Raw genomic sequence first — 13748 nt, forward strand, 5'->3', positions numbered from 1 at the left:
CGTTCGTCCGGTCTGCGAGGATCTCTGGGATAGCGCGCCGCGCACGCCCAATCGACAGTGCGATCGGTATTTCGACTAGCCTCCCGGGCCCCTGCTGTCATCACGATGGCGCTGTACAATCTCGGCAAGACGCCCTTCGCGTGGCAACCCCATTTCCTCGCGGATCTCGCTGAGAATACGCACATCTGCCATGATTTGAGCCTGAGCCCGCTGCAAGACCAGATGCGCCGCCCGGGAGATCGCCTTGGCGACGCGCAGGAACAAGGGCCCGGCTGCCCGAACCGTTGCGCGCAGACTGTTCCGGTCGACCGAGAGCAACTCCGAATCCACCGCAAACTTTTGTTCGTTCTCATCCCACGCGATACCACCGTCAGCAATGTACGCGATCCCACGCTCGAAAGCCTCGGCGCCTTTCTCGCGCAACGCCACCGCGCCCTCCCGGCGTTCCAGCGTGCGCTGGTTCTCGATCAACTTAGCTTCGATACGGTGTGACGTGACCAGCAGTTCTGCCTGCATCTCCGACGCCTCACGAACTTTCCGCTCCTCTGCGATCCGGATTTCGGTGACGCGGATGGCGCGTTGTTCCATCGCCTGGCATTGCGTAACGATCTGCGTGGAGGCCTTCTCCAGTTGCGCAACGGCCTCCTTGGCCGCGCCCCGCTCCCGGACGGCATCGTCGCGCTCCAGGGTTGCAGTTTCGGCCTGCGCCCTGGCATTCGCAGCCAGAGCCAAGGATTTCTCGACCTCACGCGCCGCCGCGGCCTTTCGGGCCTTCGCTTCCGCGATCGCACGTTTCCGAGATTTGCGAACAGTCTTGTTACCGAGTTCACGGCCATCCTCCACCGTCTGTTCCGCGCGATCCCTCCCCGCATCGAAAAGCGCTTTTGCTTCTGTGCGCGCTCGGGCTCGCTCACGCGCGCGCCACTTCGAGGGCGGCACATGGGCGCGGATTTCCGGAAGAGGATCGCCCGCCTCCTTGGCCGCGCGCACCGCCGCCGCACGACGCTCTCCCCGCTGCAGGCCAATCGCTGCGAAGTGGTCGCCGGCGACATCCTGGGCATGCTCGTAATTCGCAAGGAGCGGATTGGCGCCCGGCCGCAACAGGAATTGTCGCCCCCGGTTTCCGGTGGTCTTTTCGGTCCACACGGCAGCAACGAAGTGCAGGTGGAACGCCTCTTCATCTGTGTGGGAGGCCGCGTATCGAAGTTGTTGTGCGGGGAAATGAATCTGCAGAAAACCCAGCGCGGCATTTCGGAATTGTTCGATCCGGTCAGCTTTCCAACCCGCCGCCCCGGTGCCGCCGAACCACGCCTTGTTTACGGTCAGGATACCTTCGCGCAGAGGGCCCTCGATGGACTGTCGCCATGGATGCAGAGGGCCTGCTTCCTCGACGCGACCGGCCTCGGAGATCCGGGATTTCGCGATCAGGGCTGCGATATGGTGTTCGTGATTAAGGAGCGACATGTCCTTGATTTCGCGCCGAAGCGTTTTGATCCAGTCTTCCTCACCCCACAGGATCTGGTTGTCCTGAGATGATGCTTGATCCACGTGCAAGAGGTCACCACCGGTGCGCCGATCATGCATCTCGAACCGGCCCAAATCCTGCGGCCACAACCCTTGGAACCGCAGGACGATCGGTGCAGTGTCAAGCTGAGGAACGGGGTCGGACGTGTTGAACGATGTGTGGATGGACATGTTTCACCTTCAGGGTTGGCTTTTCTGAAGGTCAGGATCGACTTGGTTCGAGAAAGTCCGGCATGTCGTTTTGAGATGGAAAGCGCAACTGTGTTACTCACTACGGTTTTTGCAATCGGTGCCCGATCTCAAAAACCTCTGTTCGCAAGGGGGATACCCCCTTTGATCCCCTCCTCGCCGGATTTCACGCTGCGCTAAAAATCCGGCTGCGGCCAGCAGCCTGCTGGACCCACCCTGCCGGGAGCTCTTGATGTTCATTTGTTATTTGACGTTTGGCCTGGCGAAGACGTGTTGCGGATGGCGTCGCCCTACCCCGGTGTTCTGGCGTTCGTGGCCCGGCCTCACCACATCCATACGCGGCTTGTCCGAGAATGCAGGCCGACCTGTCGAGCAACATCGATGGGCCGGACCATGCGTGGACACGATCACCAATCAGCCGTTTCACCAAGATCCTTGTACGTTGAATCTCACGGGTTCTGCTCGCGTCGATAACGCCGAATAGTCGGAGATCAAGAACCGCCATCCTTGTCCAGCCAGTCCTCTATCATACGGCGTATCATTTCCGGGCGCGTGGGCAAATCTGGTTGCCCCTTTCTTGCCTCGTCAATCCGGCCGACGATCTCACGCGTCAGCCGGACATTGACAGCTTCGGTATCAGTTTTTGGTCGGCCCATCTTTTTTTGCATGACACTTATTGACTTCTTAGCGCTATTAAATCATATAGTACTCAGATGATGCAAGAGGCTCTCTCCTCCGACATCGCCCTGACCACACCGATCTGCAAGGAGATCCGCATGACTGACGTTGCTTGTAACACGCCTCTCGGCTGCCCCGTACCCCCCAATTCCGCACTGACCGCTGAACAGTCAATCGACGCCTTTGAGGCAGTTTGCGACGCGCTGTTTCGCGCCTTTCGGTGCGACTATAAGCACTTCTGCGCGGCGACTTCCGCGGCACGTGTGGAGTGCCATGCCGAGGCATACAACGCGTGGCATACCGTCCATGTCGCCCTGACCAACTTCGCGACGATCAAGTCATTGCCCCCGATCCTGATTGCCGTCAGCGACCAGTTCTCGAAGCTGTTGAAGGCGCGACTGAGCGATACCTTCGATTCCACCCTCGACGGCCGGATCCTGACCAGGGCGGCGATTGTCCTGCGCTCAAAGCCTGAACACGATGTGCGCCTTGCAGACCTGCTGACAGATGCGGCCGGGTACATTCTCTACAATCGCCAACCCGGAATCTCGGTCCCGGTTATCAGCGATCTCCTCGACGATATCTGAGGCAAACCGCCTTTGGTTGCTGTCCAGCGCAACTGCAACAACCGTTGGGGAGATCGTGCCCGCGCGCTGTCTGCATCTTTCACTCATTAAAGGGCTTGCTCCGATGAGAACCGTTCTAGGCCCCTGGTGTTACAATTCCGCAAAGTCGTTCGACGCCCTTGCAGAACTCGAGCACGCCATCTCGCTGATGTCGCAGGCTTATGAACTGGAGACGGATCTTTCCGTGAACGGTTCTGACCCCGCCTTGTCCCGGCTTCTGACAGAAGCGGAGATGCTGTGGGCCACCGCTTCTGCACGCCTCCACAATCTTGTCCGTGCCCCCTTCGCTCAGGAACCCATCGCGGTTGCAGCTCAACATCTGTTCGCGCTGTTGCTCTCTGACGGTACCGATCCCGGACAGGATCGTCAGAACCTACGCGGCCTCGCATTCCTGGCGGACTCTATGTCGCTCCAGGGCCGGACACATGTGCAATTCAGCCGGGCCGCGGATTTGATGTCACAAGTCTTCGCCGACCACGACCCCTTTCATCTCGAGCCACCCCCTTCTTCACGCAGCCTTTCAATCAAGGATACTGACATTCAGCAAAACCCTCACGAGCCCCGTCCGCCCCTTCATCCGGATCGATAACGAGCAGTTCCCGATCCATACCGGCACCCTGCACGATCATTGGCGCGAGGCCGCCTTTGGTAAGGGTTTCGATGTGATCGCGCGTGTGATTGACCGCCTGCATCTCCTGATCCGGTGTCACATCTGCGGCCTGCCACATGCCAAGCGCGTCAATGTGGTGCTGAAGTATCGGCCGGAATGCCCGCACTGCATTCGCATCCGCCGTATCACCGCAGCAACGCGCATGGGCGCCTCGTTCCTGCGCAACGATCCGGACGACAGACACTACGGATATTTCATCCTGCAGTGCGGTCATGCCACCAGACGGCAATACCATCGAATCGAAGCTGCCGCGAATGGCGGCCATTTGCTCGGGTGCGAGACATGCAGGGAATTGCGCTACGGCGCGCAATCCCATCGTTTCGGCTGGACCATGATCGGACCGGCGCAGAACGGTAAAGGGGGGTATCGACGTTACCGCCACACCTGCGGGCACGGCCAGGACATTTCTATCGGCAACATGGTCTGGGGCGACTGTGCCTGCGCGGGATGCAGTACTAGCCGGACGGCGCGCCCCTCCTCAATCTACCTGTTTCGCATCGATCTGCCGCATAATCCCGTGATCAAGCTCGGCTACAGCGTCCGGCCTGCCAAGCGACTGCGCCATCAACTAGGGATCGCAAAGACCGCCGAGACGGAGGTGATCCGGACGATCCGGCTCCCAACCGGACACCTTGCGCGCTCGGAAGAGGAGCGGTGTCACGGCTTTCTGATGCGGGAACATCCTGAGTGGTATGTTCCCAAGGCGGTCTATGGCGATGCGATCAATACCGTCTCGGAGATCTACGCGCCCGCCGCCGAGGCGCGGATCCTGTCCATGCTCGACGATATCGAGGCACGGAATCCGGCCCAAGAAGCCTGACCTTTTTTCCGAGTTGTTTCCGGAGGTACCACATGCACACCACACATCTCACGTTTTCCGATTGGCTCACCCGCGACCTGCTGCGGCGCGTTCATGATCATTTCAATGAAGGGTTCACGTCCTTTCCTTCAGGAGAGGAGGAGACTGATGGCATCGCCAGCGACGCTGCCGCCGGCGCACCAGCATCTATCGAGATGGAGCCGGAACAGGCCGCAAGGTTCCTGCAGCGCCCAAGCATCTATCGGACTGACGAGACAGGCAACATCGCAAAGCGCGCATTGCAGATCCCCATCGCCAGAATGATCCTGGCCGCCCGCTTCGCAGCGTGCTTCCCGACATCCGCGCAACTGACAGCGCTTGGTGCTCCACAGGCCTTGTCCTGCTTGGAAATTCCGGATCGCGAGGAACGCCAACGCGCTTGGGACGACCTCCCGAACATCCTGGTCCATCTCGGCCGTCTCACCCAGCTGGACAGCCAACCCTTGTCATCCGTGCAAACCGTTGTCCTGGGATATCGAGGTACGACACAATCCGACCGGGCCCGAGCGACAAAAGATTTCGAAGACGCCCTGGCGGCAGCGGTCGAGAAAGGCAATAGCATCGTCGCCCTCGTGCCCGTGCTCAGCGATCTGCCCAAAGACATGCTCCCACTCGTCTCGCGCTCCATGACGCTGCCGCCGCTGTCTCGGGCCATGATCTGCGACATCCTGCGCCAGAGCCACGCCGTGACCGACGACATCAAAGAGGAGGCCCTTCTCGACCTCATGCCCTCGGATACGGCGCTGGCAAAGATGCCGCTGTCACTGTTTCACAGCGCGTTCCATCAGATCAGCCCGAGAGGCGTGTTGAGCAGGTTGCGCGATCTCGCAACGGCGCAGGCCGCGACGCGTCAGACCTACAGCATGACCCTGGACAAAATCCACCTGCCGCCCCCAGCCGCCGCTTTTTGCGAAGCAGTTCTCGGGGACCTTCAAGCTTGGCAGGCGAGAGAGGTATCATGGTCCGAAGTGCCCTCGTCCGCGTGCCTGTACGGCCCGCCCGGCAACGGAAAGACAAGCCTTGCCGTGGCCCTGGCAGGATCGGCGGGCATCCCGCTGTTCGTGACCAGTTACGCCGATTGCCAGCGGGCGGGTCACCAAGGCGATTTCCTGAGGGTCCTGGCGGACAAGGTCACGGAGGCCATTACATCTGCACCTTGCGTGTTGTTCGTCGACGAGCTGGATTCATTCGCTGTCCGCGACAAGCCCGGCCGGAACTCGGATTACGTCGTCGGCGTCGTCAATGGCCTGCTGGAACATCTCTCCAGGCTCAACGACACGCCTGGCGTGATCACACTGGGGGCGACAAACAACCTGCATCTCGTCGATCCGGCGATCCTCCGACCCGGACGTTTCGACATCAAACTTCATCTCGGCGACCCCGATCGTGCCGGCATCCTGCGCATCCTGGAGATCGAACTGGGGGCGCGGGCCGCGGATCTCGGAGCGGCCGACATCGCGAACCGGCTTCTGGGCGTGTCAGGCGCCCAGGTCAGCGCTGTGGTCCGTGACGCCCGGGCAAGGGCCCGACGCGCAAAAGGCGACCTGCAGCCCGAGCATCTGGTTTTGGCTGTCGATTGCATCGCGCCTCAGCGCCCGCCAGTGCTCTTGCAAAGGATTGCACTTCACGAAGCCGGACATGCTGTGGTCGGGTATTGCCTCGGACTGCCACCGCCCCATCATCTACGCCTGACTGCCACGGGCGGTTCATACGGATACCTCATCCCGGACACAATGACGGAGCAGACCGCGCAAGACAATCTGGCGACCCTGCTGGGCGGCCGCGCCGCGGAGATCGCACTTCTCGGTACCTGCTCGAGCGGCGCGGACAAGGACCTTGCTGAAGCAACCGAGCTGGCGTGCAGCATGCGATACCGCTGGGGCATGCGCCCTGATACGCTGATTTCCATTCCGCGTGACACCCGAGGCGGCCCTGATACGTTCACGGGTTCCACCGATCTTTTGAACACGGACCTGCGCCACGCAGAGGACATTTCGCTCGGGATCATCCGGAACCACGAGCCTCTCGTCCACCGCATCGCGAATGCCTTGCACCAGTCGAGCGAACTGACAGCCGCAGATCTGCAGCGCCTTCTCGACGATGGTGCCGAACGCTAATAGCCGCCCAGAAAGTGTCTATCCTGATATCAGCACCGCCCTCAGCGCTGACGTCGGTGCCGACCTCGGCTCTGATGTCGGCGCTGGCATCATCGCTGGGGTCAGTGCTCATGTCGGTGTTGCTGTCGCTGCTTAAGTCAGCTTGAAGGTGATCACAGACGTCAGCGTCAAACGATATTGACGGATGCGCCAGCGGCCGCGACACTTCCAGATCAGAATATCTTCCCGGCAAATGAATCGGAGGTTATCCACATAAACGCACCTGCCGGGCACAGAAGTATCAGAATGTTGCTCATAGGTCCTCATCAGAAACAAGAAGAAGAGGACCACCCATGACCGTATCGCTGCTCAAGCTGCCTCGCCCCGCCGACGGCAGGAGGATCAATCACCCGAATGATCACCTTTTTCGCATTGTCCACATCCTCGCGCGTGCCGCCGCCCGCGAGGCGCTGGCAAAGGAGACCTGACTGATGGCCAAGCGCGCGGTGATCTATGCCCGCTATTCGTCGGACATGCAGTCCGCATCCTCGATCACGGATCAGGTGCGGCTCTGCCGCCGTCTGTGCGACAGCAACGGCTGGACGGTTGTCGAGGTATTCACCGACGAGGCCATGAGCGGGGCGTCGCATCTGCGCCCGGCATTTCAGCGGATGCAGATGATGGCAACGGCCGGTGGGTACGATGTGCTCGTCGCAGAAGCCCTGGACCGGCTGTCGCGTGACCAGGAGCATATCGCGGGGCTCCACAAGCGCATGACTTATCTCGGCGCTGAGATCGTGACCAAGTCCGAGGGTCTGATCAACGAGATGCATATCGGCCTCGGCGGGACGATGAACGCCCTGTTTCTCAAGCAACTGGCGGCTAAAACTCGCCGCGGCCTCGAAGGGCGTGTACACAACGGCAAGTCGGCAGGTGGGCGCAGCTACGGCTACAGGATCGACCGCCAGCCCCTGCCCGACGGAACGTGGACCACGGGCGATCTGGCCATCGATGCAAGAGAGAAGGCCGTGGTGCAGCGGATCTTTAAGAGCTACAGCCTTGGCAAGAGTGCCCGCGCGATTGCGGTCGAACTGAACGCTGCTGGCATTCCGTCTCCGCGCTCGGGCAAGGGATCGGGAGAATGGTCGTTCTCGACGATTTCCGGCAACTGGAAGCGCGGCACGGGCATCCTGAACAATGAACTTTACGTCGGTCGCCGCGTCTGGAACCGCCAGCGGTTCGTCAAGGACCCCGCGACAGGCAAACGCCAGGCCCGCCCGAACCCGCCTGAAGAATGGATTATCGAGCAGGTCGGGGACTTGCGTCTGATCGACAACGACCTCTGGGAGAGCGTCAAGCGGCGGCAAGGCGCGATCCGTGCCGATATGGACGATACGGCGGGCAGCGTCGCGCATGGCGGCAATCCCCTGGGAACGGCGCGTCGGCCCACATACCTGTTTTCCGGAATGCTGAAGTGCGGATGTTGCGGCGCATCCTACACGCTGATGAACAAGACCAAGTACGGCTGCTCCGCCGCGCGCAACAAGGGCACTTGCGACAATCGCAAGCTGATCCACCGCGAGCGCGTCGAGACGCGGATCCTGGATGGGCTGAAGGACAAGCTTCTGCATCCGGAGATGATCGAAGCTTTTATCGTCGAGTATCAGCGGGAGTGGAACCGGCTGCGGTCTACCGAAGTCTCGGAGCGCGCCACCTGCGAGGCCGAACTCAAGACCGTCACCCAGAAGATCGACAAGATCGTCGATGCCATTTCCGAGGGGATGTTCCACATGTCGATGAAGGAGAAGATGGACGCGCTGGAAGCGCACAAGGGGGACCTGACGACCAAACTTGCGAATCTGGGAGATGCCGCGGCCCCCATTCATCTGCACCCGTCTCTGGCGCAGGTCTACCGCCAGAAGGTCTCAGACCTCACCGCATCCTTGAACGACGAGCTCGCCCGTCCGGAAGCGACGGAAGCTTTGCGGGGGCTGGTTTCGGAGGTACGGATGGTTCCGGATGACGCCGCGGAGCACGGCCATGTCATTGAACTCTATGGGGAGTTGGGGGCCATTCTGGGTCTGGCGGGTGGCGGAAACGACGAACCCCGCCGTATTACGGGCGGGGTGTCGTATTCAATGGTTGCGGGAGTAGGATTTGAACCTACGACCTTCAGGTTATGAGTCATGGCGAACGAACCATGAACAACCCCTCAAAACCGCGCTATCCTTCGCGTTTTCCGTGGGTTGCGGCCCCAGGTCTCGGATCGTCACTACGCGGGTTTTCGCAAGAAACCGCTACAAACCTCTCCCTCTTGCTTCCACTATGCTTCCACACCGGCGAAGGTGATGTTCCGGTAGCAGGGCAATCCTCGCCCATTTGCCTCACCGGGAGGCAGGTTACGGTCGTTCGATCACTGCCCAGCGATACGTTGCATAAAAGCTAAACCGACCTTGTTCTAGACTTCGTCATTCCGCGTCAGAAGCGTACCACTGAGATCAACGTCGGCCTTGACCGGACCTTCCTTACAATCGCAGGATCGGCACGCTAAAGCCCAAAGACGACATTCATGAGCCGTGCAGCATGAAACGCGGGGCCGTCGAGCAGCACCGCCCTCGTTGGGACGGCCCTTTTGGTCAGATTTCCATGATTTCCGCGATCGCGAGGGCATCTTCCAGTTTGGCGCCGAGATATCTCGCAAGATTGTCCATCTTGGTGTGACCTTGCGACAATTGACTGGTTGCGCCCAGGTTGCGGGCGAAACATTTTGGGACGAAGAACGGACCTGCACAGCTGCGGCGAAGCCCTTGAATGCGATCAGAAGGCCCGGCCAAAGCCGACCTTGGTGAACGACCGGGATGCTGCAGTGCGGCTAATCACTGCCGACATACGCTACAGCTTGCAAATATTCTGGTGTGGTTGGAGCCCACCCAAGCGAGGGACGCCCCAGCTGAAGAAGCCTTTTGACAAGTGAAGATCAGAACCGCATCGCCTTGGCATCCCGCGTTCAATCTGACACGGTGCAGGAGCTCCAATAACAGCGCTAAAGGATTTGAATTGAAGGAAATCTCCGAACCCCGTTTCAACGCAATTGCCGGCTACGCGCGAGACCCGAGGGCAGCGTTGACTGGTGAGGAACTAGCTTACTACGAGGTTGAGGATGGGAGCATTCTCGGCCTGATCATCAGGGACCGGATAGACGGTGACTTCGCAGGAATGGCCTTTGGCCGGGACGCGAAATTGCGGTTCCGCTGGACTTCTATGACCGATTTCCTCGAGAGCCCGGAACTGGCGCGCGACGCATTGGCGGAACTGATGACCAACTTGTCCGATGAGCCGGACGAGTTTCACCACCAAGGTGATGAAAAGGGTCAGCCAGTTGATTTCTTCACTCCTGTGCACCCACCGGAAGTCTTGCACCCGGACTTCCGGCAGGTCGCGTCCGAAATTGGGTTCTTTCCTGCCCGGGGCATAATCGAACCCATGATGCGGTGGCACGAGGATCTCGATGGAAACTTCGTGGAGCAGTTCCAGTCTACCGCTTTCGACCAGCGGATTTGGGAACTTTACCTTTTCGCAACGCTCATCGAACTCGGGTTCTCCCTGGACGCGACGCATGCAGTGCCCGACTTCATCGGCAAGAGCTTGTTCGGGCCCATCTCCATCGAAGCGGTGACGGTTGGACCGACCCGGCGAGGCGCTGAAATCGTTCCGCCGCCGCCCTTTGAGACCGAGGAACAGATGGAGGCGTATCTGTGGAACTACATGCCGATTAAGTTCGGCAGCCCGTTGTTCAGCAAGCTGAGGAAGAAATACTGGGAGAAGGAGCAGATCGAGGGTGTGCCGCTGGTGTTCGCGATCGCGGATTTCTCATCGCCCGGCTCCATGATCCATACCCGATCCGCGCTCGAACGATATCTCTATGGGTACTCCTTTGATGCGGCGCGCGATGAGCGAGGAAGAGCCGTAGCAAAGCCCACCAAGATCATTGAGCACCGTTGGGGGGACAAGGTGGTGCCCTCGGGCTTCTTTGACATTCCGGACGCGGAACATGTCAGCGCCGTTATCTCTACCACTGCGGGCACGATTTCAAAATTCAATCGAATGGGGATTCTGGCTGGGTTCGACGCGGGCGACGTTTTGATGACGCGTACCGGCACCGTTGTGGACCCCGACCCCGAAGCGACGAGCCCGCTGATCTTCAAGGCGATCGTGAACGCCAAAGGGTACCATGAGAGCTGGGTGGAGGGGCTTAACGTCTATCACAACCCGCGCGCCATCATTCCGCTCGAGGAACGCCTTATACCCGGTGCCGCGCATCACCATTGCGCCGCTGAAGGCAACTGGACAACAACAGCCCCTCGCTTCCACCCTCTGGCCTCAAGTACCGAAATCCTAGGCGGCGTGAATGTCGCTCAAGCGCTCGCGGATTTTGAAGGCCCAGCGATGAAGTTTTGGAAAAAACCATAGTGCCGAACCGTATCTTGACGGTGCTTTCTCCAAGCGATTTTCACTGCGCCCAGAAATCGTTAGTGGCCTGAACCGCAAACGGCTGATCCCGCCCTCAAGGTCGTCGAAGATCGCCAAGACACCCCTCACAGCCATCCTTTCGATTTGAACTCGGTCAGATCCACACCGGGCGGCGCATACCATCCGCCTGCAGCGTATCTGGCGCCGAGTTCTTGCGCGACTTCCTTGTTTCCATAGGGAATTCGCAGTGGCGTGTTTGCAGGGGTACTATTCTGCTTTGTAACCGGCGGATGCCTCGAATTCACCAAAGTCGCAGTTGCTGAGGGCTTTTGAGACCGCTTCGTCGACGTGGTGGATTTTGTTGCTTTCGGATCGGAACTCTTCGTAACTGTCTTGCGGCGGCCGTTTCTGGGCTTTCCGCCCTGGTTAGTTTCAATCCATACGGACATGGCGGCAGCGTTTGCCTTAGCTTCGTCACTTATCGCAACACCTTTTTCCCGCGATATGCTCTCGGAAAATGACAATTGCGCCTGACTTGGGGGGCGTGCTGCAAGACCGCCAACAGTATTCCCGTCAACGCCCTCGGCTTTCTTGGGGGCGTGCTTTTCGAGGAATGCCCGGCAGACCGATCCCGATTTTGTGTAGCCAGCCGGAGGCTTTATGCCCTTCTGACGGGCGATGCTGTCGGCGAAACGCTTCATCGCGGCTGTTGGTGGCCGTCCGCCGCCCCCGCCATCCGGTGCAAAACCGACCAAAGGCGACACACCGCCCGGCGGACCTTCGACGAGCTTGCCGATGATACGCTGGGCGACATCGCAAACGGCATCGATGGCGCCAACCATCTCCTGTTTGCCAACGACGACGTCGTCGAGCAGGCATTCGAGTTGTGCCGTCACGCCCGGGTCGACCAGGGCCGGATCAGCCTGCTGGAGCACACCAAACAAATTCAATCCGGTGTCGGTCGGTACAATGTTCTTGCCCTGCACGATCAGAAACTTCTGCCGCTTCAACCCGCCGATGATCTCAGCGCGCGTCGCAGGGGTGCCGATGCCCTTGGCTTCCTTCAGCCTGTCACGCAGCACCTCATCATCGACAAAACGCCAAGCCTGCTGCATCGCATCGATCAAAGTGCCTTCGTTGTAGCGCGGCGGAGGCCGGGTTTCCTTGTCCTCAATGGCCGGGTTCCGCAACTGCGCGGTCTCGCCGTTTCGCATTTGCGGAAGCAACTGTGCATCGTCACCCTTTTCGTCGGCAGGTTGCCATTCCGGAAACGCCGCCCGCCAACCGAGATCGATGTGTTGGCGGCCAGTGGCCTTGAATGGAGAGCCGCCCACGTCGAGCGTCGCGGTAGTCTGGCGATAGCGGAAGTCCGGCATGACGGAGGCCAGATACGCCCGCGCGATCACATCAAACAGTTTTTTCTCGTCTGTCGAAAGGCGCGGCCAGGCGTCCCGCAAGCCCTCGATGGTGTTGACGTTTGGGATGACTGCGTGGTGGCTGGCCCCCTCCAACCCCTTGTCATAAAAACTGCTACTCTTGCCCTTTCGAATGACCGGCACAGCGGGCACGGGGATCGTGCTGAACGATTTTCCCGCCTGCAGTCCGGCGACAATCTGCGGCACGTCCCTGATCAGGTTTTCCGGAAGGTAACGCACTTCGGCACGCGGATAGGTGATGATCTTCTTGCCCTGACCATCATAGAGCTCCTGAGCGATCTCCAGGGTCTTTGCCGCGGTCCAGCCGAAGCCCGAGGCGCAGAGTTTCTGGAGTGACGGCAGATCGTGCAGTTTCGGCGGTTGCTGACGCTTGTCCTCGACGCGCACGTCGAGAGGTCCCTCAAAGTTTCGGGCGGCCGCGACCACGGTCTCGGCAACCTCACGTTTCAGAATTCGATCCCGTGGGGCATGTCGCATCTTGAACTCACCACCCTCGACCAAGGCTGTGGCGACGATCTCGAAATAGGTCGTGGGAACGAAATCGCGGATTTCCAGTTCGCGTTTGCAGACGATCGCCAGGGTCGGGGTTTTCACACGCCCGACACCGATGACGCCACGCGCGCCCTTGCCAAGGATGACAGTCGCGGTGCGGGTCAGTGACAGATTGTAGATCTGATCGGCCTGGCGGCGCGCAACAGCGGCGGCGTAAAGCCGGGCGTATTCTGAATTGGGTTTGGCCCGATCGAATGACTGACGTATGGTCTGGGCGTCCTGAGCGGTAAACAGCACCCGCATGACATGGCCCCGATACTTGTAATGTTCGAGAATTTCCTGGCCGATGAGCTGCCCCTCCCGGTCGCAATCGGTAGCAAGCCATACCCGCTTGGCCGAGCGCAGCGCCTCACGAATGGCTTTGAGCTTGGCCGCCTTGTTTCCACCTTTTGCCGGTCTTGTGCCGTAAAGTTCGTCGGGGCGCAGCAGAACCGGGGACCAACGCTTCCATTCCGGCACCACATCCTCTGGTTCGAGCAAGTCAAACAAGTGTCCCTCGGCGGGCAGAACCATGCCGTAGCGAGACCCAATGGCGGCGCGGACGTCTTTCGCCTGGCTGGTTTTCTCGGTGATGACAATCTGATCGGCCATAACGCTCTCGTTCGGAATCCAGAATTCCGCCAAGATAGAACGTAAAGTGAACAAATG

10 protein-coding genes are annotated in these 13748 nt (G+C 59.9%); 7 read left to right on the forward strand and 3 right to left on the reverse strand.

The genetic code is table 11. The features are described from left to right. Window positions 1-75: 75 nt before the first annotated feature. Both CHB75_RS07670 and CHB75_RS07675 read right to left on the reverse strand, forming a co-directional pair. Window positions 76-1695, reverse strand: a complete 1620-nt coding sequence (locus CHB75_RS07670; RefSeq protein ID WP_089269950.1) for a plasmid recombination protein — start codon at window positions 1693-1695, stop codon at window positions 76-78. Window positions 1696-2204: 509 nt separating this feature from the next. Beyond that, window positions 2205-2381 carry a ribbon-helix-helix domain-containing protein gene (locus CHB75_RS07675; RefSeq protein WP_089269951.1) on the reverse strand — a complete coding sequence of 59 codons (177 nt, stop codon included), beginning with the start codon at window positions 2379-2381 and terminating at the stop codon, window positions 2205-2207. Window positions 2382-2489: 108 nt separating this feature from the next. On the opposite strand from CHB75_RS07675, the gene CHB75_RS07680 reads away from it, so the two are divergent. The 7 genes from CHB75_RS07680 to CHB75_RS07710 all read left to right on the forward strand — a co-directional run bounded on the left by CHB75_RS07680 (window position 2490) and on the right by CHB75_RS07710 (window position 11112). After that, window positions 2490-2978: a hypothetical protein gene (locus CHB75_RS07680; RefSeq protein ID WP_141135090.1), complete on the forward strand. Its 489-nt coding sequence runs from the start codon at window positions 2490-2492 to the stop codon at window positions 2976-2978. 103 nt (window positions 2979-3081) lie between these two features. After that, a complete protein-coding gene (locus CHB75_RS07685) occupies window positions 3082-3606 on the forward strand; it encodes a hypothetical protein (protein WP_089269953.1) in 525 nt (174 codons plus the stop codon). A gap of 73 nt (window positions 3607-3679) precedes the next feature. Beyond that, window positions 3680-4507 carry a hypothetical protein gene (locus tag CHB75_RS07690; RefSeq protein WP_089269954.1) on the forward strand — a complete coding sequence of 276 codons (828 nt, stop codon included), beginning with the start codon at window positions 3680-3682 and terminating at the stop codon, window positions 4505-4507. 32 nt (window positions 4508-4539) lie between these two features. Then, on the forward strand, window positions 4540-6663 hold the full coding sequence (locus CHB75_RS07695; RefSeq protein ID WP_089269955.1) for an AAA family ATPase: 2124 nt from the start codon (window positions 4540-4542) through the stop codon (window positions 6661-6663). Between the two features lie 332 nt (window positions 6664-6995). Continuing rightward, complete coding sequence (locus CHB75_RS22345) at window positions 6996-7130, forward strand: hypothetical protein (protein ID WP_281253187.1); 135 nt, start codon at window positions 6996-6998, stop codon at window positions 7128-7130. A gap of 3 nt (window positions 7131-7133) precedes the next feature. Then, window positions 7134-8825 (forward strand): recombinase family protein, encoded by a 1692-nt coding sequence (locus CHB75_RS07700; protein WP_089269956.1) that lies wholly within the window; start codon window positions 7134-7136, stop codon window positions 8823-8825. 874 nt (window positions 8826-9699) lie between these two features. Then, complete coding sequence (locus tag CHB75_RS07710; RefSeq protein ID WP_089269958.1) at window positions 9700-11112, forward strand: hypothetical protein; 1413 nt, start codon at window positions 9700-9702, stop codon at window positions 11110-11112. 125 nt (window positions 11113-11237) lie between these two features. Here the strand turns inward: CHB75_RS07710 and CHB75_RS07715 are convergent, their stop codons facing one another. Then, on the reverse strand, window positions 11238-13691 hold the full coding sequence (locus CHB75_RS07715; protein ID WP_089270028.1) for a type IA DNA topoisomerase: 2454 nt from the start codon (window positions 13689-13691) through the stop codon (window positions 11238-11240). Between the last annotated feature and the right edge of the window lie 57 nt (window positions 13692-13748).

Source organism: Puniceibacterium sediminis (genome assembly GCF_900188035.1).
In the GTDB taxonomy this organism is placed as follows: Bacteria; Pseudomonadota; Alphaproteobacteria; order Rhodobacterales; family Rhodobacteraceae; genus Puniceibacterium; species Puniceibacterium sediminis.